Source organism: Pseudomonas sp. HLMP, assembly GCF_046365545.1.
Taxonomy (GTDB): domain Bacteria; phylum Pseudomonadota; class Gammaproteobacteria; order Pseudomonadales; family Pseudomonadaceae; genus Aquipseudomonas; species Aquipseudomonas guariconensis_B.
Genome location: NZ_JBDLLR010000001.1, coordinates 526,157 through 547,708 on the forward strand (window position 1 = coordinate 526,157; position 21,552 = coordinate 547,708).

Below are 21,552 nucleotides of genomic sequence, written 5' to 3' on the forward strand. Positions count from 1 at the left end.
AAGAAGCCGGGCCTCGTGCCCGGTTTTTTGTGCGCGTATGAATTGTTATTTTCTATCGAAGCGAATGGATCAATGAATTAGTTCTTGTAATACAGCTCGCGGATACTTATCGCCAAGCCGATTAGCCGGCAGTTCAAGACCGATAAGGAGAGCCCATGAGCAAGATTCTCACCACCGCCAGCGGTGCACCTGTAGCCGACAACCAGAATTCCCGTTCGGCAGGCCGACGCGGCCCGCTGCTGCTCGATGACATTCACCTGATCGAGAAGCTCGCCCACTTCAACCGTGAGAACATTCCCGAGCGCCGTGTGCACGCCAAAGGGTCGGGCGCCTATGGCACCTTCACCGTCACGCGTGACATCACCCGCTACACCAGCGCCAAGCTGTTCGAGCAGGTCGGCAAGCAGACCGAAACCTTCCTGCGTTTCTCTACCGTCGGTGGCGAGCGTGGCTCGGCCGACACCGAGCGGGATCCACGCGGTTTCGCGGTCAAGTTCTATACCGAGGAAGGCAACTGGGACATCGTCGGCAACAATACGCCAGTGTTCTTCATCCGTGACCCGCTGAAGTTCCCGGACTTCATCCACACGCAGAAGCGCCATCCGCAGACCAACCTGAAGAATGCCCAGATGATGTGGGACTTCTGGTCGCATTCGCCCGAAGCGCTGCACCAGGTCACCATCCTCTTCTCCGACCGGGGCATCCCGGATGGCTACCGCCACATGCACGGCTTCGGTAGCCACACCTATAGCCTGATCAGCGCCACCGGCGAGCGCACCTGGGTCAAGTGGCACTTCAAGACCCAGCAGGGCATCAAGAACCTGGCACCGGCCGAGGCAGCGCGCCTGGCGGGCAGCGACCCGGACTACGCCCAGCGTGACCTGTTCGAGGCCATCGAGCGTGGTGACTACCCGCGCTGGACCGTCTGCATCCAGGTAATGAGCGAAGAGGAAGCCGCCAACCGCCAGGAAAACCCCTTCGACGTGACCAAGACCTGGTCGCAGAAGGACTACCCGCTGATCGAGGTCGGCGTGCTGGAGCTGAATCGTAACCCGCTCAACTACTTCGCCGAAGTCGAGCAGGCCGCCTTCGGCCCAAGCAACATGGTGCCGGGTGTCGGTCTCTCGCCGGACCGCATGCTGCAAGGCCGGGTGTTCGCCTATGCCGACGCCCATCGCTACCGTATCGGTACCAACCATCAGCAGCTGCCGGTCAATGCCCCGCGTTGCCCGGTGCACAGCTACCAGCGTGACGGTTCGATGGCCCTGGGCAGCTACGGCAGCGCGCCGAACTACGAGCCCAACAGCTATGGCGATGCGCCGAAGCAGTCGCCTCGTCACGCGGAGCCTGCATTGGCCCTGCAAGGTGTGGCCGATCGCTACGATCACCGCGAGGACGACGACTACTACAGCCATGCCGGGGCGTTGTTCCGCCTGATGGATGCCGAACAGAAGGCATTGCTCATCAACAACATCGCCGGTGCGATGGCAGGCGTCAGCGAGGATGTGGTGCAGCGTCAACTGCAGCATTTCTTCAAGGCCGACCCGGCCTACGGTGAGGGTATCGCCAAAGCGTTGGGCGTGAATTTCGCCTAACTCGAAGTGATAAGGAGAACCGCCCTCATTTGGGCGGTTTTTCAATGAATATCACTACTGTTTGCCGGTTTTTTTGCATGTTATTGCGCACTTTTCAGTGACCTTCGGCCAATCCTGGTTCACACTATGTGCTAATAAGGTTCCACTAGGAGAAGCAGGGCGATGCAAGGTCACCCGGACGTAATCGACTACCTCAACACGTTGCTGACGGGCGAACTGGCAGCACGCGACCAGTATTTCATTCACTCGCGGATGTACGAAGACTGGGGCCTGACCAAGCTCTATGAGCGCATCAACCACGAGATGGAAGAAGAGACGCAACACGCCGACGCCTTGATGCGCCGCATCCTGATGCTCGAGGGCACGCCACGCATGCGCCCGGACGACCTGGACGTGGGCACCACCGTGCCGGACATGATCGCTGCCGACCTGCGCCTGGAGTACAAGGTGCGTGCTGCGCTGTGCAAGGGCATCGAGTTGTGCGAGCTGCACAAGGACTACATCAGCCGCGACATCCTGCGCGCGCAACTGGCCGATACCGAGGAAGACCACACCTACTGGCTGGAAAAGCAGCAGGGCCTGATCAAGTCCATCGGCCTGGAGAACTACCTGCAGTCGCAGATGTAAGCCCGGCTGGGATTCCGAGCAGCCTTCCGACCAAGGCCGCTCCCACGAGTATCGCGCCCTCATGATGGGGTGCGCGTTACTTGTGGGAGCGGCCTTGTCGCGAGAGGAGCGCGAAGGCGCCCCTAGGGATCAGGCCCGATCCCGCTCCAGCAGCGGTTTCAGATAGTGCCCTGTATGGGACTGTTTCATCTTGGCCAGCTCTTCGGGCGTACCGCAGGCGATGATCTGGCCGCCTTTCGAACCGCCTTCCGGCCCCAAGTCCACCAGCCAGTCGGCGGTCTTGATCACGTCCAGGTTGTGTTCGATCACCACCACGGTGTTGCCGTGGTCGCGCAGGCGGTGCAGCACGTCCAGCAACTGCTGGATATCGGCGAAGTGCAGGCCGGTGGTCGGCTCGTCGAGAATGTACAGAGTCTTGCCCGTGTCACGCTTGGACAACTCGCGCGACAACTTGACCCGCTGCGCCTCGCCGCCTGAGAGCGTCGTGGCCGACTGCCCCAGCTTGATGTAGGAAAGCCCCACGTCCATCAGCGTTTGCAGCTTGCGCGCCAGGGCCGGTACCGCATCGAAGAAGGCGCGGGCGTCCTCGATGGTCATTTCCAGGACCTCGTGGATATTCTTGCCCTTGTACTTGATCTCCAGGGTCTCGCGGTTGTAGCGCTTGCTCTTGCACACATCGCACGGTACGTAGATGTCCGGCAGGAAGTGCATCTCCACCTTGATCAGGCCATCGCCCTGGCAGGCCTCGCAGCGGCCACCCTTGACGTTGAACGAGAAACGCCCCGGGCCGTAGCCGCGGGCACGGGACTCCGGCACGCCGGCGAACAGCTCGCGGATCGGGGTGAAGATGCCGGTGTAGGTCGCCGGGTTGGAACGTGGCGTGCGGCCGATCGGGCTCTGGTCGATGTCGACCACCTTGTCGAGGTGCTGCAGCCCGTCCAGGCTGTTGTGCGGTGCCGCCTCCAGGCTGGTGGCGCCATTGAGCGCGGTGGCTGCCAGGGGGAACAGGGTATTGTTGATCAGCGTCGACTTGCCCGAGCCGGAAACCCCGGTGACGCAGGTCAGCAGGCCGATCGGGATTTCCAGGTCGACGTTCTGCAGGTTGTTGCCACGCGCGCCCTTGAGTTTCAGCGACAGCTTCTTGTTGCGTGGTGTGCGCTTGGCCGGGACGACGATCTTCTTGCGCCCGGACAGGTACTTGCCGGTGAGGGAGTCGGGGTGCGCCATGACTTCCTCGGGCGAGCCTTCGGCAACGATCCGCCCACCATGCACACCCGCGCCCGGGCCGATGTCCACCACGTAGTCGGCCAGGCGGATGGCGTCCTCGTCATGCTCCACCACGATCACCGTGTTGCCCAGGTCGCGCAGGTGGTTGAGGGTTGCCAGCAAGCGGTCGTTGTCGCGCTGGTGCAGGCCGATGGACGGTTCGTCGAGGATGTACATCACGCCCACCAGGCCAGCGCCGATCTGGCTGGCCAGGCGGATGCGCTGGGCCTCGCCGCCGGACAGGGTCTCGGCGCTGCGGTCCAGGGTCAGGTAGTCGAGGCCGACGTTGACCAGGAACTGCAAGCGCTCGCAGATTTCCTTGAGGATCTTCGCCGCGATCTCGCCGCGCCGGCCGGTCAGGCTCAAGCTGTCGAAATAGTCGCTGGCCTCGCCGATCGGCAGGTTGGTGACCGCCGGCAGGGTCTTCTCGCCCACCCACACATGACGCGCTTCACGACGCAGGCGGGTGCCGCGGCAGTCCGGGCAGGGCTGTGTGCCGAGGTACTTGGCCAGCTCCTCGCGCACGGTGGCCGACTCGGTTTCCCGATAGCGTCGCTCCAGGTTCGGCACGATGCCTTCGAACGGGTGCGAGCGCTTGACGATGTCGCCACGGTCGTTGAGGTACTTGAAGTCGACGCTCTGCTTGCCGCTGCCGTGCAGGATGACCTTCTGGTGCTCGGCCGACAGCTCGCCGAAGGGCTCTTCGAGGCTGAAGCCATAGTGCGCGGCCAAGGAGCCGAGCATCTGGAAGTAATAGACGTTGCGCCGGTCCCATCCGCGGATGGCACCCTCGGCCAGGGTCAGTTCATTGTTGACCAGGCGTTTGGTGTCGAAGAACTGCTTGACCCCCAGGCCGTCGCAGGTCGGGCAGGCGCCGGCCGGGTTATTGAAGGAGAACAGCTTCGGCTCCAGTTCGCTGATCGCATGGCCGCACACGGGGCAGGCGAAGCGCGCGGAGAAGATCATCTCTTCGCCTGCTTCGTCGTCCATCGGCGCTACCAAGGCGATGCCGTCCGCCAGCTTGAGCGCCGTCTCGAACGACTCGGCCAGGCGCTGCTGCAAGTCTTCGCGGACCTTGAAACGGTCCACCACCACATCGATGCTGTGCTTTTTCTGCTTGTCCAGCTTGGGCAACTCGTCGAGCTCGTAGAGCTTGCCATTGACCCGGGCGCGGACGAACCCCTGCGCACGCAGCTCGTCGAACACCGCCAGGTGCTCGCCCTTGCGCTCGCGCACCACCGGTGCCAGCAGCATCAACTTGCTGCCCTCGGGCTTTTCCAGCACCAGGTCGACCATCTGGCTGATCGTTTGCGCCTCCAACGGAATGTCGTGGTCCGGGCAGCGCGGCGTGCCGACCCGTGCATAGAGCAGGCGCAGGTAGTCGTAGATCTCGGTGATGGTGCCGACCGTCGAGCGCGGGTTGTGCGAAGTCGACTTCTGCTCGATGGAGATGGCCGGCGACAATCCTTCGATGGTGTCGACATCGGGCTTTTCCATCATCGACAGGAACTGCCGGGCGTAGGCCGACAGCGACTCGACGTAACGGCGCTGGCCTTCGGCGTACAGGGTGTCGAAGGCCAGGGACGACTTGCCGGATCCGGACAGGCCGGTGATCACGATCAGCTTGTCACGCGGCAGGGTCAGGTCGATGTTCTTCAGGTTGTGGGTACGTGCCCCACGGATCAGGATCTTGTCCACTAAGGCCTCGCTCGGCGGGCATAAACAAGGAAGTATAAGGCGCGCGGCCAGTACGCGGCAAAGCGTCGCGCAGATGCCGTCAAGCCGTCGGACTGATAGAATCGCCGCCGGTTCACACGAGGTTAATCCATGCACGACACTCACAACGAACGCATGAGTGGCAGCGAAACCCGCGCCGCAGGCGGCCTGGCCCTGGTCTTTGCCTTTCGTATGCTGGGCATGTTCATGGTCTTGCCGGTGCTGGCGACCTACGGCATGGACCTGGCTGGCGCGACGCCCGCGCTGATCGGCCTGGCCATCGGTGCCTACGGGCTGACCCAGGCCGTGCTGCAGATACCGTTCGGGGTGATTTCCGACCGCATCGGGCGCCGCCCGGTGATCTACCTGGGGCTGGTGATCTTCGCCCTGGGCAGTGTGCTGGCAGCCCAGGCCGACTCGATCTGGGGTGTGATCGCCGGGCGTATTATGCAAGGTGCCGGGGCCATTTCCGCGGCGGTGATGGCACTGCTTTCCGACCTCACCCGCGAGCAGCACCGGACCAAGGCCATGGCCATGATCGGCATGAGCATCGGCCTGTCGTTCGCCGTGGCCATGGTCGCCGGCCCATTGCTGACACGTGCCTTCGGCCTGTCAGGATTGTTCCTCGTCACCGCCGGGCTCGCTCTGGTCGGCATCGGCCTGATCGCCTTCGTCGTACCCCATGCCCATGGTGCCTTGCAGCACCGGGAGTCGGGGGTAGCGCGCCAGGCACTGGGCCCGACACTGCGTCATCCGGACCTGTTGCGCCTGAACGTGGGCATTTTTGTCCTCCATGCCATCCTCATGGCCAGCTTCGTCGCGCTGCCCCTGGCGTTCGTCGAGCGCGGAGGCCTGCCCAAGGAGCAGCACTGGTGGGTCTACCTGACCGCTTTGCTCGTCTCATTTTTTGCAATGGTCCCGTTCATTATCTACGGCGAAAAAAAGCGCAAGATGAAACGCGTGTTGCTTGGCGCGGTCAGTGTATTGCTGGTGGTCGAGCTGTTCTTCTGGCAATGGGCTGACAACTTGCGCGGACTGGTGATTGGCACCGTGGTATTCTTTACTGCCTTCAACCTGCTGGAGGCATCCTTGCCTTCGCTGGTCAGCAAGGTGTCGCCCGCCGGCGGCAAGGGGACGGCCATGGGGGTCTATTCCACCAGCCAGTTCCTTGGTGCTGCCCTGGGAGGAATCATCGGTGGCTGGTTGTTCCAGCACGGTGGCCTGGGCATGGTGTTCCTCGGTTGTGCAGGACTGTGTGCCGTGTGGCTGGTCACTGCGTTGCGCATGAACGAGCCGCCCTACGTGACCAGCCTGCGCATGTCGCTGACGCCAGAGGCGGTCCGGGAAGCCGGGCTGACCGAACGCCTGATGGCCGTGCCGGGTGTGACCGACGCCGTGGTGGTGGCGGAAGAAGCCGCCATCTACATCAAACTGGATACGAAAATTTTGGACCGTGCGACCCTGGAGCGTCTGGTGAATCCGGCCTCTTCGGCGTGCGAAGCCTAGGAGAACGTTATGGCCCGTGGGGTTAACAAAGTCATTCTGGTCGGCACCTGTGGCCAGGATCCCGAAGTCCGCTACCTGCCCAACGGTAACGCCGTGACCAACCTGAGCCTGGCCACCAGCGAGCAGTGGACCGACAAGCAGACCGGCCAGAAGGTCGAGCGCACCGAGTGGCACCGCGTGGCCATGTTTGGCAAGGTCGCGGAAATTGCCGGTGAGTACCTGCGCAAAGGCTCGCAGGTGTACATCGAGGGCAAGCTGCAGACCCGCGAATGGGAAAAGGACGGCATCAAGCGCTACACCACCGAGATCATCGTCGACATGCAGGGCACCATGCAGCTGCTCGGCGGCCGCCCGCAGAACCAGCAGCAGGGTGGCGATCCGTACAACCAGGGTGGTGGCAACTACAATCAGGGCGGCCAGCAGCAGTACAACCAAGCGCCACGCCAGCAGGCCCCGCGCCCGCAGCAGGCGCCACAACGTCCTGCGCCGCAGCAGCCGGCTCCGCAGCCTGCCGCTGACTTCGACAGCTTCGATGACGATATTCCGTTCTAGAGAGCACCTTAGCGAAAACTGTAAAGTTTTCCTTGGAGAGCCCCGCACTTGCGGGGTTTTCTTCGTTTTGGGTATGTAAAAAATAACGTGCTCAGATCTATTCGCATTGCAAAGAGTTGCTTGAGTCTTCGGCAAATGTATTTCGACTCAAAGAACGCTTTCTTAAAAGCCCGCAAGGGCTTATTCGCATCGTGGTACCCCGCTCATGTCATCAACTGGTTTCCGAGCTTCTCGAACGTTATCCTGGTGTTAGTTCTCAACTCATTGCGAATGAAGAGGGCTGTACTTCATTGCTGAAAACATCGATATCGGTATAAGAGTTACCGATACCCCGTCTTTAGGGATTTTTCGATCAAGTCAGTACAGACTGTCCGGCCTGTACTGAAAGAGCCCTCCGTTCAACTGCCTCCAGCAAGCCCTCCATTCCATGAGTCAGATGAGTTTTTCCGATTTCGAGTACGCCGGTAAGCGCAAGCAAAACCGCCGCAAGCGTTTCCTGGCCGAGATGGAGCAAGTCGTGCGGTGGAGCGGATTGGTTGCGTTGATCGAGCCGTATTACCCCAAGGCAGGTGGCGGCGGGAATTCTGGAGACCATCAACGACTACCAGCGAGACAAGGGCCTGTCGTTGCGCTAGGGCACGATTGTCGATGCCACGATCATTGACGCGCCCATAACGCCAGTCATTGCCGGTTGCTGAGTGGCTTGTTCGGAGTTTCCCTATTACCGGCAAGCCGGCTCTCATGATGACAACCTCCCAGCAGCGCTGCCCCGCATGGACTTCATGAGGGAAGGCTTGCTGGTACGGGGCTCCATACTCCGTCTCAACCCTCGCTATCGAGCGCGGCCTGGGCAAACTGCGTATCCAGTTCTGGTGTTGCGCCGCTGATCCCGATGCCACCAACATGCTCGCCGTTTGCGTCCATGATCGGCAACCCGCCCTCCAGTAAGGTGAATCCCGGCAGTGATGCATATGGGCTCGCCGGCAGCGCGGCGCTGCGTTCTGCGAGTGACCTGGAAGATAAAGGGAAGCGGGCAGACGTCGATGCCTTGAGCTGGGCGACCTTGATGCTGCCACTGCTGGTACCGTCCATGCGGTGGAAGTGCTTGAGGTTGCCATGGTTGTCGACGATGCTGATGACGATGGCGAAGCCTTCGGCGCGGGCAGCGCGCTCAGCGGCCTTGGCCATGCTGCGGGCGCGTTCTGCGGTAATGGGGGAAGGTTGTCCTGCGCTGGTTCGATCGACTGGTTGTGGATCGGCCACGGCGGGCATCGCCAGCAGTGAAGCGCCTATCATGAGCCCAGCCAGTGTGCATATTTTGTTCATATTTATCGTCCATGGAGGTTTGGGACAACCTTTCAGGAGATTTATGCGTAAGGATGTAGTCTCTTTCCTTGATGGATGTAGGGCTTATCGGTGAATGCGGCAAGGCGCATTCGTGATCCAGGTCAGCGCACTTTCCTGATTCTTGACTAATCTTAACGATTGGCGGCCATCAGTTTGCCGCCACCGTGATTGTCCTAGAGGCACCGGCAACGTCCCGGGGCCCAGAACCTGATCAGGAGTGCACGATGGACCTCAACCGTCGGCAGTTCTTCAAGGTCGCCGCCGTCGGCCTTGGAGGCTCGAGCCTCGCGGCGTTGGGCATGGCCCCGACACCCGCGTTCGCCGAGCAGGTGCGTCACTTCAAGCTGGCCCACACCAAAGAAACCCGCAATACCTGCCCCTACTGCTCGGTCGGCTGCGGCCTGATCCTGTACAGCCAGGGGGACGCGGGCAAGAACGTCAAGCAGAACATCATCCACATCGAGGGCGACGCGGACCACCCGGTCAACCGCGGCACCCTGTGCCCGAAGGGCGCCGGCCTGCTGGACTTCATCCACAGCCCCAACCGCCTGCAGTACCCCCAGGTACGCAAGGCGGGCAGCAAGGAGTGGACCCGGGTCAGCTGGGACGAGGCGCTCGACCGCGTCGCCGAGCTGATGAAACAGGACCGCGACGCCAATTTCATCGAGAAGAACGACCAGGGCCAAACGGTCAACCGCTGGCTCTCCACCGGTTTTCTCGCCGCATCCGCCGCCTCCAGCGAAGCCGGCTATCTGACCCACAAGGTCATCCGTTCGCTGGGCATGCTGGGGTTCGATAACCAAGCGCGTGTCTGACACGGCCCGACGGTGGCAAGTCTTGCCCCGACGTATGGCCGTGGTGCCATGACCAACCACTGGTCCGATATCGCCAACGCGAATCTGGTCCTGGTGATGGGTGGCAACGCAGCAGAAGCGCACCCTTGCGGCTTCAAGTGGGTGACCGAGGCCAAGGCGCACAACAAGGCGCGGCTGATCGTGGTCGACCCGCGGTTTACCCGTACCGCTTCGGTAGCGGACTACTACGCGCCGATCCGTACCGGTACCGACATCGCCTTCATGGGCGGGTTGATCAACTACCTGCTGAGCAACGACAAGATCCAGCACGAGTACGTGCGCAACTACACCGACGTGTCGTTCATCGTCAAAGAGAACTATGGCTTCGAGGATGGGCTGTTCAGCGGCTATGACGCGGACAAGCGCATCTATGCCGACAAGTCCGGCTGGGGCTACGAGCTCGGTGAGGATGGCTACGCCAAGGTCGATCCGACCTTGCAGCACCCGCGTTGCGTGTACCAGCTGATGAAGCAGCACTACAGCCGCTACACGCCGGAACTGGCGAGCATGACCTGCGGCATGCCCCAAGACCAGATGATGAAGATCTGGGAAGAGATCGCCACCTGCTCGCAACCGGGCAAGACCATGACGATCCTCTATGCCCTGGGCTGGACGCAGCATTCGATCGGTGCGCAGATCATCCGCAGCGCGGCCATGGTCCAGCTGCTGTTGGGCAACGTCGGCATGCCGGGTGGCGGGGTCAACGCCCTACGTGGTCACTCCAACATCCAGGGCCTGACCGACCTGGGGCTGCTGTCCAACTCGCTGCCGGGCTACCTGACCCTGGCCGGCGATGCCGAGCAGGACTACGCCGCGTTCATCGACAAACGTGCATCGAAGCCGTTGCGCCCGGGCCAGCTGTCGTACTGGCAGAACTACGGCAAGTTCCACGTCAGCCTGATGAAGGCCTGGTATGGCGACAACGCCACTGCCGAGAACAACTGGGGCTACGACTGGCTGCCCAAGCTCGACGTACCGGCCTACGACGTGCTGCGCATGTTCGAGATGATGGGCCAGGGCAAGGTCAACGGCTACATGTGCCAAGGCTTCAACCCGATCGCCGCGCTGCCGGACAAGAACCGCGTCACTGCGGCGCTGGGCAAGCTCAAGTGGCTGGTCATCATGGACCCGCTGGCTACCGAGACCTCGGAGTTCTGGCGCAACGCAGGCCCGTACAACGATGTCGACACGGCCAACATCCAGACCGAGGTGATCCGCCTGCCCACCACCTGCTTCGCCGAGGAGGACGGCTCGCTGGTCAACAGCAGCCGCTGGCTGCAGTGGCACTGGAAAGGCGCCGACGGCCCGGGCGAGGCCCGTACCGACGTGCACATCATGAGCGAGCTGTTCCTGCGCCTGCGCGCGCGCTACACGGCCGAGGGCGGCGCCTATCCCGACCCGCTGCTCAACATCAGCTGGCCGTACAAGGTCCCCGAGGAGCCTTCGCCTGAGGAGTTGGCCAAGGAGATGAACGGCTGGGCGGTGACCGACCAGGCCGACGCCACCGGCGCCGTGATCAAGGGCGGCCAGCAGTTGGCCAGTTTCGCCCAGCTCAAGGACGACGGCAGCACCGCGGCGGGCTGCTGGATCTTCACCGGCTGCTGGACCGAGCAGGGCAACCAGATGGCCCGGCGCGACAACAGCGACCCGTACGGCATGCACCAGGTGCAGAACTGGGCCTGGGCCTGGCCGGCTAACCGGCGGATCCTCTACAACCGCGCTTCCAGCGACCCCCAAGGCAAGCCTTGGGACCCGGAGAAGAAGCGCCTGGTGTGGTGGAACGGCAAGGCCTGGACCGGTACCGACGTGCCGGACTACAAGGTCGACTCGCCACCTGAAGCGGGGATGAACCCGTTCATCATGAACCCCGAGGGCGTCGCGCGTTTCTTCGCCATCGACAAGATGGCCGAGGGGCCGTTCCCCGAACACTACGAGCCGTTCGAGACGCCGATCGGCATCAACCCGCTGCACCCGCAGAACAAGAAGGCGACCAGCAACCCGGCCGGCCGCATCTTCGACTCGGTGTGGGACACCCTGGGCAATCACCAGGAATTCCCCTACGCGGCGACCACCTACCGGCTGACCGAGCACTTCCACTTCTGGACCAAGCACTGCCCGATCAATGCCGTCTTGCAACCCGAGCAGTTCGTCGAGATCGGCGAGGTGCTGGCCAACGAGAAAGGCATCAAGGCCGGCGACCGCGTGCGTGTCACCTGCAAGCGTGGGCATATCGAGGCGGTGGCGGTGGTGACCAAGCGGATCCGTCCGCTGCAGGTCAACAACCAGACCGTGCACCAGATCGGCATCCCGCTGCACTGGGGCTTCACCGGGACGACCCGGCATGGCTACTTGACCAACACCTTGGTGCCGTTCCTCGGTGATGGCAACACCCAGACGCCGGAGTCCAAGTCGTTCCTCGTCAACGTGGAGAAAATCTGATGGCCCAGCAAGATATCATCGCCCGCTCGGCCACCACGACCGTACCGCCCTCGGTACGCCAGCAGCAGGAAGTGGCCAAGCTGATCGACACCACCAAGTGCATCGGTTGCAAGGCCTGCCAGGTGGCGTGCTCGGAGTGGAACGAACTGCGTGACGAGGTCGGCCACAACCATGGCACCTACGACAACCCCCAGGACCTCACCGCCGAAACCTGGACCCTGATGCGCTTCACCGAGCACGAGCGCGACGATGGCAACCTGGAGTGGCTGATCCGCAAGGACGGCTGCATGCACTGCGCCGACCCTGGCTGCCTGAAGGCCTGCCCGAGCCCGGGCGCGATCATCAAGCACGTCAACGGCATCGTCGACTTCAACCAGGACCACTGCATCGGTTGCGGCTACTGCATCACCGGCTGCCCGTTCAACATCCCGCGGATCTCGCAGAAGGACCACAAGGCCTACAAGTGCAGCCTGTGTTCCGACCGCGTGGCCGTGGGCCTGGAGCCGGCCTGCGTGAAGACCTGCCCGACCGGGGCGATCGTCTTCGGCAGCAAGCAGGACATGAAGGATCATGCCGCCGAGCGCATCACTGATCTCAAGTCCCGTGGCTACGACAATGCCGGGCTGTACGACCCGGACGGCGTCGGCGGCACCCATGTGATGTACGTGTTGCACCACGCCGATACGCCCAGGATCTATGCCGGCCTGCCGGACCAGCCGGTGATCAGCCCGCTGGTCGGGCTGTGGAAAGGCATCAGCAAGCCACTGGCGCTGCTGGCCATGGGCGCGGCGGTGCTGGCCGGGTTCTTCCACTATGTGCGGGTCGGGCCGCAGCGGGTCGAGGAGGACGAACACCCGCTGCCCGCCGACGACAGCGTGCACCAGGTGGACCCGTCGGTCCATGTCTATGATCCGACCAAGCCCGGCGGGCAAGGGGAGCAGCGGCCATGAACGACAACAAACCGATCCTGCGCTACAACGCCAACGAACGGACCAACCACTGGATCGTCGCGATCCTGTTCGTCCTGGCCGGGCTGTCGGGGCTGGCGCTGTTCCACCCGGCCTTGTTCTGGCTCAGCCACCTGTTCGGCGGCGGGCCCTGGACGCGTATCCTGCACCCATTCCTGGGCGTGGCGATGTTCGTGTTCTTCCTCGGCCTGGTGCTGCGCTTCTGGCGTGCCAACTTCATCACCGCCAACGACCGTCAGTGGCTGCGCCGCATCGACCGGGTGATGCGCAACCAGGAGGAGGGCGTGCCGCCGATCGGCAAGTACAACGCCGGGCAGAAGCTGCTGTTCTGGACCCTGCTGTTGTGCATGCTGGTGCTGCTGGTCAGTGGCGTGGTGATCTGGCGTGCCTATTTCAGCCACTACTTCGATATCGGCGCCATTCGCCTGGCCACCTTGCTGCATGCGCTGGCGGCCTTCGTGCTGATCCTCAGCATCATCGTGCACATCTACGCCGGCATCTGGATCAAGGGCTCGGTCGGCGCCATGCTGCATGGCTGGGTCAGTCGAGCCTGGGCGCGCAAGCACCATGAACTGTGGTACCGGGACGTGACCGGCGACAAGACGCCCCACGGCCCGGGTAGCAAAGAAGGATGACCGCTTGAGCACATTACTCGAACCCGGGCAGATCGAAGCGGCGGCGAGCGCGCCGCCGTTCCTCCACCTGCCACCTGCCACGCTTTTCGACGTGCGCGCCGCGCGCCTGGAACAACTGGCCGAAGGGCATGTCCTGGGCGATTACCTACGGTTGGTCGCCCGGTTGTGCCGGATCCAGCAGCAGTTGCTGGCGCAGCCACCGAGTGAGCTGCCGGTGGCCGAGGAGCGTCAACGCCTGTGCCTGAGCCACGGCCTGCCGCCCCTGGCTGCCGACAGCCTGGTGCGTGAGGGGCCGTGGCTGGCCTGGTTGCAGGCGCTGCTCGAACGTTTCGACGACGCACCCACCGGGCCGCTTGGCCAGGCACTGGAGCAACTGCGTCAGAGCGACGAAAGCCAGCGCAAAGGCTGGGGTATCGCCTTGCTCGGCGGCCAGTACGATGCCGTGCCGGCAGCCCTGGTGCCGTTCATCGGCGCAGCCCTGCAGGCGGCCTGGAGCCATTGGCTGCTGAGCTTGCCCGGGCCTGAGCTCAAGCCCACGGGCAGCCTGGCCCAGTGCCCGGCCTGTGGCGCTCCGGCGATGGCCGGGGTGGTGCGCAACCGCGGCCGGCACAACGGCCTGCGCTACCTGGCTTGCTCGCTGTGTGCCTGCGAATGGCATGTGGTGCGGGTCAAGTGCGTGTACTGCGAGTCGAGCAAGGACCTGCGCTACACCAACCTGCAGGACGATCGCCACGCCGCCGGCAAGGCGCCGCTGAGGGCCGAGTGTTGCCCCGGCTGCGACAGCTATCTCAAGCAGTGCTACCTGGAAAACGACAGCGCGGCGGAGCCGCTGGCCGACGACCTCGCCAGCCTGGCCCTGGACATGCGCCTGGACGAGGAGGGCTTCCACCGGCTGGCGCCGAACCTGATGCTCGCACCGGGAGGTGGCTGAGGCACTACACTGGAACAGCGAACGGCCCATACACGCCAAACCGCGTATGGGCCAGAACAGACAACGGACCCGTTTGAGCAAGGTAGTACCGCATGCCCTCGAGCCTCGCCAGCGACACCCCGCGCCTCCCCTCCATCGACACCCTGCTGCGACACCCGAACGGCCACCCGCTGATCGAGCGCCACGGCCGTGACGCCGTGCTGGCCGCGCTGCGCCAGTTGCTCGACGACCTGCGCGAACCGGCCCGGCTTGGCCAGCTCGATGCATTGGAGCTGGCCCCGCAAGTCTTGCTCGGCCGCGCCGGCGAGCGCCTGGCCATCCAGCAACGCAGCCAGGTGCGCAGGGTCTTCAACCTTACCGGCACCGTCCTGCACACCAACCTCGGCCGCGCACTGCTGCCCGAGGAAGCCGTCGAGGCCATGCAGGCCGCCGCCCGTTATCCGCTGAACCTGGAGTTCGACCTGGCCAGCGGCAAGCGCGGGGACCGCGACGATCTGATCGAAGGCCTGATCCGCGAGCTCACCGGCGCCGAGGCGGTCACCGTGGTCAACAACAACGCCGCCGCCGTGCTGCTGGCGCTCAACAGCCTGGGCGCGCGCAAGGAGGGCATCATTTCCCGTGGCGAGCTGATCGAGATCGGCGGCGCCTTCCGCATCCCCGACATCATGGCCCGCGCCGGTGTGCGCCTGCACGAGGTCGGCACCACCAACCGTACCCATGCCCGCGACTACGAGGGCGCGATCAACCCGCGCACCGGCCTGCTGATGCGCGTGCACTGCAGCAACTACAGCATCCAGGGCTTCACCACCCAGGTGGCTACCGCCGAACTGGCAAGGATCGCCCATGAGCATGGCCTGCCCTTGCTCGAGGACCTGGGCAGCGGCAGCCTGCTCGACCTGACCCGCTGGGGCCTGCCTGCAGAGCCGACGGTGCGCCAGGCCCTGCTCGACGGTGCCGATATCGTCACCTTCAGTGGCGACAAGCTGCTCGGTGGGCCGCAGGCCGGCATCATCGTCGGGCGCAAGGCGCTGATCGCCAGGATCAAGAAGAACCCGCTCAAGCGCGCCCTGCGCGTCGACAAGATCACCCTGGCCGCCCTGGAGGCGGTGCTGGCGCTCTACCGCAATCCCGACCGCCTGGCCGAGCGCTTGCCCAGCCTGCGCCTGCTGACCCGTCCCCAGGCCGAGATCATGGCCCAGGCCCAGCGCCTGGCGCCGGCACTGGCTGCCTGCCTGGGGCCGCAATGGACTGTGAGCGCCGAGCCGGCCCTGGGCATGATCGGCAGCGGCAGCCAACCCGTGGCACGTCTGCCCAGTGCTGCCTTGTGCCTGCGCCCGCAGGTGTCGAAGAAGCTGCGTGGGCGCAGCCTGCATGTGCTCGAGCGAGCCCTGCGCAGCCTGCCGGTGCCGGTGCTCGGGCGTATCGACGACGACGCCCTCTGGCTCGACCTGCGCCAGCTGGATGACGAAGCCCAATGGCTGGCGCAGTTGCCTGCGCTGCAGGTGGGGCCGGCGCAGTGATCGTCGGTACCGCCGGGCATATCGACCATGGCAAGACCGCGCTGCTCCAGGCCCTGACCGGCCAGGCCGGCGACCAGCGCCAGGAGGAACGTGCCCGAGGCATGACCATCGACCTGGGCTACCGCTACGCCGCCCTGGCCGAGGATGCGCCTCTGACGGGCTTCATCGATGTGCCGGGCCACGAGCGCTTTATCCACAACATGCTTGCCGGCGCCCATGGCATCGACCTGGTGTTGCTGGTGGTGGCCGCCGACGATGGCGTCATGCCGCAGACCCGTGAGCACCTGGCGATCATCGAGTTGCTGGGGATTCCCCGGGCCTTGGTGGCGATCAGCAAGTGCGACCGGGTGGAGCCGGCGCGCCTGGCCGAGGTACAGGCGCAGGTGGCCGACTTGCTGGCGCCGGGGCCTTACGCCGGAGCGCCGCAGTTCCCGTTGTCGAGCGTCACCGGTGAAGGTGTCGAAGAGCTGCGCCAGGCCCTGCGCGAGGCCCAGGGTGACGTGGCCCGGCGCAGCGTGGCCGGCGGTTTTCGCCTGGCCATCGACCGGGTCTTCGCCGTGTCGGGCGCAGGTATCGTGGTCACCGGTACCGCGTTGGCCGGCCGCGTGACTGCGGGCGATACGCTATTGCTGGGCAAGGCCGGCAAACCGGTGCGGGTCCGAGGCCTGCATGCGCAGAACCAGGCGGCGCTGGTGGCCGAGGCCGGGCAGCGGGTGGCCTTGAACATCAGCGCCGAGCGCCTGGCCGTGGAACAGATCCACCGCGGTGACTGGCTGGTGGCCGAGTGGCTGCATGCGCCCAGTACCCGCGTCGACATCGAGTTGGCGTTGTTGCCCGGCGAGACACGGGCGTTCGAGCATTTCGGCGCCGTGCATGTGCACCTCGGTACCCAGGATGTCACGGCGCGGGTGGCACTGCTGGAAGGTGAGAAACTGCTGCCCGGCCAGCGCATGTTCGCCCAGTTGTTGCTCAACGCGCCTTTGCAGGCGGTGCACGGCGACAGGCTGGTGCTGCGCGACCAGCGCGCACAACGAACCCTTGGCGGCGGCCAGGTGCTCGACCCCTTCGCCCCGAGCCGGCAGCGCCGCAGCGAGGCGCGCCTGCGCCAGTTGCAGGTATTGCGTACTGCGCGGGACCTGGAGCAGGCATTGCCCGCCTTGCTCGATGCCGCACCTGCCGGGCTCGACCCGCAGCGCCTGGAGCGTCAGTTCAACCGGCTGCGCGGCACCTGGCATCTGCCGCAGGACGTGCTGGTGGTCGCCACGCGCCAGGGCCAGTTGCTGTTCGCCACTGGCCATTGGCAAGCGCTGAAGCATCAGGTGCTGGAGCAGCTGGCGCAGTTCCATGAACAGGAGCCGGACCAGTTGGGCCCGGACCGCGACCGCTTGCGCCGTTTCGTCGCGCTGCCCCTGGAGCGGCCGGCTTTCGTCAGCCTGCTGGACGAATTGCTGGCCGAGGGGGCCATCGACAGCAGCGGCCCATGGTTGCACCTGCCAGGCCACAAGGTGCAGTTGAGCGAGGCTGACGCCGCGCTCTGGGAGCGTGTGCAGTCGCAGCTACTGGCCGGTGGGTTCGAGCCGCCCTGGGTCAGGACGCTGGCCGGGGCGCAGAACGTAGAGGAGGCCCAAGTGCGCCTTCTGCTGCGCAAGCTGGCCCGGCTTGGCCTGGTGCACCAGGTGGTGCGCGACCTGTTCTATCCCGAGGCGACCCTGCGGCGCATGGCCGATATGCTCTTGCAGCATTCGGCCAGTACGCCGATAGTGCAGGTCGCCGCGTTTCGCGATATGTTGGGCATCGGTCGCAAGCGCACCGTGCAGATCCTCGAATACTTCGACCGTATCGGCCTGACCCGGAGGGTCGCCGACCAGCGTCATATCCGCGCCGACAGCGCCCTGGCCCAGCAGCAGGCCAGGCACTGAATACAAGGAAGGCAATCGCGCCCGGTGGCGCGGCCGGGCTTCAAACCCGGTTGGGGACGGCAGCCGTTCCCGGGCAGGTTCGACTCCCGCTGCCTTCCGCCACTTTCCCAGCAGCCCCATTAAGACGACTCGGTTGACGGCAGCCCCCCGCGAGTGCGTCCGTACGGACGCCGCCGTCATGCCCGCTCGCCGCAAAGGTCCAGGGCAAACCAATGCTCGGCCGCCTGCACATCCAACCCAGCCCCCAGCAGGGCGAACAACTTGCCCAGCGCCGCTTCCCGGGTCATGCCGCCGCCACTGACCAGCCCGGCATCGCGCAGGCGGCTGCCAGCGGCATAGGTATCGAACACCACCGAGCCCTCCGGACACTGGCTGATCGCCACGATCATCACCCCGCCCTGGCGCGCGTCGTGCAGGGCATCGAGCAGGGCCTGGTCGTCGGATGGGCCGGTGCCGCTGCCATAGCACTCCAGCACCAGGCCCTGCACGCCGCTGTCGAACACGGCCTGCAGCAGATCCGCCCGCAAACCGGGGACGACCGGCAGTACCGCAAGGTTCACCGGCTGGCGCGGCTGGCGATAGTCCAGCGCCGGTGGAATCGCCGGGGCGCGTTCACCGTCGCGCTGGCGGGGCAGGGCGGCAAAGGCATCGAAGGCTTCGCTACGCAGTTTCGACGTGCGGCAGCCGTGCAACAGCTGACCGTGGAAATACAGCTGCACGCCATCCTCCAGGCCACTCTCGAACAGGCGCAAGGCTCCGCACAGGTTGCTCCAGGCGTCGCTGCCCGGAGCGCCTGCCGGCAGCATGGAGCCGGTCAGCAGCACCGGTACCGGCAGGCCAAGCAGCAGGAAGGACAGGGCCGCGGCGCTGTAGGCCAGGGTGTCGGTGCCGTGCAGCACCAGCACGCCGTCATGGCCCTGGCGTTCCACCGCCTCGACGATGGCGTCGCGCATGGCCAGCCAGTTGGCCTGCTGCATGTTGGCGCTATCGATCAGCGGGTCGAGCTCGCGCAAGGCCCATGCAAGGCGCGGCGCATCGGCCTGTTGCGCCAGGTATTCGCGCATTCGCGCTTCGAAACCGCCGGCCGGTGCCAGGCCTTCGGGTGACTGCAGCATACCGATGGTGCCACCGGTATAGAGAACGAGGAGATTCTTGACTGCACGCATGGGAACCTTCCGTAGCGGTGAGCGGAGAAAGGGCAGCCGCCCGCGGACGGGGCGGCTGGGCAGGGGAGGATATCAGCGCTGCGGCTGGACTTGGCCGACGGCGTTGTCAGCGGCTGTTTCAGCCTGTGGATTGGCAGGCCAGGCGTTGCGGTCCAGGTCCAGGTCGGTGAACTTGGCCGAGTCGAATACCGGCTGGGCGATACCGGCACGGCGCTGGGCGTCGTAGTCGCGCATCACCCGCAGGCCGATCTTGAACAGCAGGGCCAGGGCGATCAGGTTGACGAACGCCAGGCAGGTCATGGTGATGTCGGCGAAGGCGAACACCGTGGACAGGTCCTGCACCGAACCCCAGATGACCAGCGCCAGCACCAGGCCACGGTAGCCCATCAGCACCGCGCGGTTGCGGCTGAGGAACAGCAGGCTGTTCTCGCCCAGGTAGTAGTTGTAGAGGATGCAGGTGAAGACGAACAGCGACAGGGCAACGCTGACGAACAGGCGGCCCCAGTCACCGACCACTGCCGCCAGGGAGTTCTGGGTCAGGACGATACCGTCGCCTTCGAAGCCTGGGGTATAGAAACCCGACAGCAGGATCAGCAGCGCGGTGCAGGTGCAGATCACGAAGGTATCGAGGAACACGCTGAACGCCTGCACCACGCCCTGGGCACCGGGGTGTTTCACGGCCGCCACGGCGGCAACGTTCGGGGCGCTGCCCAGACCCGCTTCGTTGGCGAACACACCACGCTTGACGCCCATGACGATGGCGCTGCCGAGCAGGCCGCCGAAGGCCGGGTCGAGGCCGAAGGCGCTCTTGAAGATGGTTTCCAGCATGGCCGGGACGTGCTCGATCTGGCTACCGATCACGTACAGGGTCACGCCGATGTAGGCCAAGGTCTTGACCGGCACCAGCAGGTCCGAGACCGCGGCGATGCGCTTGATGCCACCGAGGAAGACGATCGCCAGCAGCACGGCCAGGGCGATACCGGTGTGGTTCGGGGCGAAGCCGAAGGCGTTCTGCAGCGAGTGGGTGACGGTGTACGACTGCAGGCCGTTGAAGGCGAAGCCGTAGGTCACCAGCAGCAGGATGGAGAACACCACCGCCATGCTCTTGAGCTTCAGGCCGTGCAGGATGTAGTAGGCCGGGCCGCCACGGTACAGGCCATCGCCGTCGGTGCGCTTGTAGACCTGGGCCAGGGTGCATTCGAAAAAGCTGCTGGACATGCCCACCAGCGCGGTGACCCACATCCAGAACACCGCCCCCGGGCCGCCCAGGGTCACGGCGATGCCGACACCGGCGATATTGCCTGCGCCAACGCGCCCGGCGAGGCTCAGCATCAGGGCCTGGAACGAGCTCAACTGGCCGGCCTGGCCACGCAGCGACTCCTTGAAGACGCCGAACATGTGGCCGAAGTGGCGGAACTGGACGAACCGCGAACGGAGGGTGAAGTAACCGCCGAGTCCGACGATCAGCACGATGAGGAGTTTCCCCGAAAGGAAATCGTTGAGTGCTTCGAGCATTGGGAAATGACCTCGATTCTTATTCTTCGCGTGGAAAGAACAGCGGGCGCAAGGACGCGCCGCTTTCGTTGGCGCGCATGGTTGGTCATGACACCAATGGTTACAATTTCGCGGGTTGCTCTGAGTTGATGCGACTTGATGCTAGAATGACGTCACTCGCATCAGCTGGACATCGTTTCATGGGCGATCACTTCGCTACCAACCTCAAATTGGCCTGCAGCCATTACCGCTCTATCTCGGAGGTTTGCCGGCAACTGTCGATCAACCGCGCGCAGTTCAACAAGTACCTGAGCGGTCAGAGCCGTCCGACGGCCTACAACCTCAAGCGCATCGGCGACTTTTTCGGCGTCGAGGGTTACGAGCTGGGCCTGCCGCCGGAGCAGTTCGCCCGCCTGATCGGTGTGCGCAACCTGTCCACGCAGGCGGGGCAGCACGATGACCCGATCAGCGAGCTGTTCAGGCCGTTGCACGAGCACGCCGGCAACCTGTCGCGCTATTGCGGCTATTACTTCGAGTATTCCAACTGCATGTCGGTACCCGGTTCGGTCCTGGTGTCGCTGGTGCATCTATGGGAGGAACGCGGCCGTTTCCTGTTCGAGCGCCAGGAGCGGCAGGAGCGCACCAGCGCCACCGACGTGCACGCCGAAATACGCTGCCGCTACCTGGGCGCGGCTTTCCAGCTGCAGGACCGGGTATTTCTGATCGACTACGAGTCGCTGACCCTCAACGAGATGAGCCAGACCATCCTCATCCCCAGCTTCAAGAGCCGCATCACCCGCCTCAACGGCCTCAAGACCGGCGTCTCCAGCGGCGACCGGCGCAACCCCGCCTGCACCCGTGTGGTCTGGGAGTACCTGGGCGAGGAAATCAACCGCATCAATGCCTACCGCCAGGTCCGGCTGTACCAGCCGGACGACCCGCGTATCGATGACGACGTGCGTGAGCGGCTGAGCGTGGGGCCGCTCAGCAATGGGTTGTTCGAGATCGAGTGAGTTG

The 21,552-nt window shown here is 64.4% G+C and carries 15 protein-coding genes, 1 tRNA gene and 1 pseudogene; 13 read left to right on the forward strand and 4 right to left on the reverse strand.

All coding sequences use genetic code 11. The annotated features are described in order from the left end of the window. Positions 1-155: 155 nt before the first annotated feature. Positions 156-1,595, forward strand: a complete 1,440-nt coding sequence (locus ABFA30_RS02655) for a catalase (RefSeq protein WP_368816038.1) — start codon at positions 156-158, stop codon at positions 1,593-1,595. Positions 1,596-1,757: 162 nt separating this feature from the next. Further along, entirely contained in the window at positions 1,758-2,222 is a 465-nt protein-coding gene (gene bfr / locus ABFA30_RS02660; RefSeq protein WP_225788807.1) for a bacterioferritin, read from the forward strand. Between the two features lie 129 nt (positions 2,223-2,351). On the opposite strand, the gene uvrA is transcribed toward bfr, so the two are convergent. Then, a complete protein-coding gene (gene uvrA, locus ABFA30_RS02665) occupies positions 2,352-5,186 on the reverse strand; it encodes an excinuclease ABC subunit UvrA (RefSeq protein ID WP_368816039.1) in 2,835 nt (944 codons plus the stop codon). A 129-nt stretch (positions 5,187-5,315) separates the two neighbouring features. Between uvrA and ABFA30_RS02670 the strand changes: the two genes are divergently transcribed. From ABFA30_RS02670 to ABFA30_RS02680, 3 genes and pseudogenes are all read left to right on the forward strand, one after another. Beyond that, positions 5,316-6,710 (forward strand): MFS transporter, encoded by a 1,395-nt coding sequence (locus tag ABFA30_RS02670; RefSeq protein WP_225788805.1) that lies wholly within the window; start codon positions 5,316-5,318, stop codon positions 6,708-6,710. 9 nt (positions 6,711-6,719) lie between these two features. Next, the gene (locus ABFA30_RS02675) at positions 6,720-7,262 is read left to right on the forward strand and encodes a single-stranded DNA-binding protein (protein WP_225788804.1); all 543 of its coding nucleotides are present in this window, start codon (positions 6,720-6,722) and stop codon (positions 7,260-7,262) included. Positions 7,263-7,689: 427 nt separating this feature from the next. Then, positions 7,690-7,894 (forward strand): annotated as a pseudogene (locus tag ABFA30_RS02680) (hypothetical protein); the annotation flags it as partial. A 190-nt stretch (positions 7,895-8,084) separates the two neighbouring features. Here ABFA30_RS02680 and ABFA30_RS02685 read toward each other — a convergent pair. Continuing rightward, the gene (locus ABFA30_RS02685; RefSeq protein ID WP_253079910.1) at positions 8,085-8,588 is read right to left on the reverse strand and encodes a GlcG/HbpS family heme-binding protein; all 504 of its coding nucleotides are present in this window, start codon (positions 8,586-8,588) and stop codon (positions 8,085-8,087) included. Positions 8,589-8,833: 245 nt separating this feature from the next. Between ABFA30_RS02685 and fdnG the strand changes: the two genes are divergently transcribed. The 7 genes from fdnG (at position 8,834) to ABFA30_RS02720 (ending at position 17,977) form a co-directional block, all read left to right on the forward strand. Then, positions 8,834-11,902 (forward strand): formate dehydrogenase-N subunit alpha, encoded by a 3,069-nt coding sequence (fdnG, locus tag ABFA30_RS02690; protein ID WP_253091369.1) that lies wholly within the window; start codon positions 8,834-8,836, stop codon positions 11,900-11,902. After that, entirely contained in the window at positions 11,902-12,852 is a 951-nt protein-coding gene (gene fdxH, locus ABFA30_RS02695; protein ID WP_225788801.1) for a formate dehydrogenase subunit beta, read from the forward strand. The genes fdnG and fdxH overlap by 1 nt, the downstream gene beginning before the upstream one ends. Further along, a complete protein-coding gene (locus tag ABFA30_RS02700; protein ID WP_253079908.1) occupies positions 12,849-13,505 on the forward strand; it encodes a formate dehydrogenase subunit gamma in 657 nt (218 codons plus the stop codon). The genes fdxH and ABFA30_RS02700 overlap by 4 nt, the downstream gene beginning before the upstream one ends. Before the next feature lie 4 nt (positions 13,506-13,509). After that, positions 13,510-14,436, forward strand: a complete 927-nt coding sequence (gene fdhE / locus ABFA30_RS02705) for a formate dehydrogenase accessory protein FdhE (protein ID WP_253079907.1) — start codon at positions 13,510-13,512, stop codon at positions 14,434-14,436. Positions 14,437-14,528: 92 nt separating this feature from the next. Beyond that, entirely contained in the window at positions 14,529-15,956 is a 1,428-nt protein-coding gene (gene selA / locus ABFA30_RS02710; RefSeq protein ID WP_410045118.1) for an L-seryl-tRNA(Sec) selenium transferase, read from the forward strand. Continuing rightward, the gene (gene selB, locus ABFA30_RS02715; protein WP_410046024.1) at positions 15,953-17,875 is read left to right on the forward strand and encodes a selenocysteine-specific translation elongation factor; all 1,923 of its coding nucleotides are present in this window, start codon (positions 15,953-15,955) and stop codon (positions 17,873-17,875) included. Before selA ends, selB begins: the two co-directional genes overlap by 4 nt. A 6-nt stretch (positions 17,876-17,881) precedes the next feature. Then, positions 17,882-17,977 (forward strand) — tRNA-Sec (locus ABFA30_RS02720). Positions 17,978-18,051: 74 nt separating this feature from the next. Here ABFA30_RS02720 and ABFA30_RS02725 read toward each other — a convergent pair. Then, the gene (locus ABFA30_RS02725; protein ID WP_253091370.1) at positions 18,052-19,041 is read right to left on the reverse strand and encodes an asparaginase; all 990 of its coding nucleotides are present in this window, start codon (positions 19,039-19,041) and stop codon (positions 18,052-18,054) included. A 72-nt stretch (positions 19,042-19,113) separates the two neighbouring features. Beyond that, the gene (locus ABFA30_RS02730; protein WP_225788796.1) at positions 19,114-20,556 is read right to left on the reverse strand and encodes an alanine/glycine:cation symporter family protein; all 1,443 of its coding nucleotides are present in this window, start codon (positions 20,554-20,556) and stop codon (positions 19,114-19,116) included. A gap of 179 nt (positions 20,557-20,735) precedes the next feature. Between ABFA30_RS02730 and ABFA30_RS02735 the strand changes: the two genes are divergently transcribed. Beyond that, positions 20,736-21,548 carry a helix-turn-helix domain-containing protein gene (locus tag ABFA30_RS02735; RefSeq protein ID WP_225788795.1) on the forward strand — a complete coding sequence of 271 codons (813 nt, stop codon included), beginning with the start codon at positions 20,736-20,738 and terminating at the stop codon, positions 21,546-21,548. The last annotated feature ends 4 nt before the right edge of the window (positions 21,549-21,552 follow it).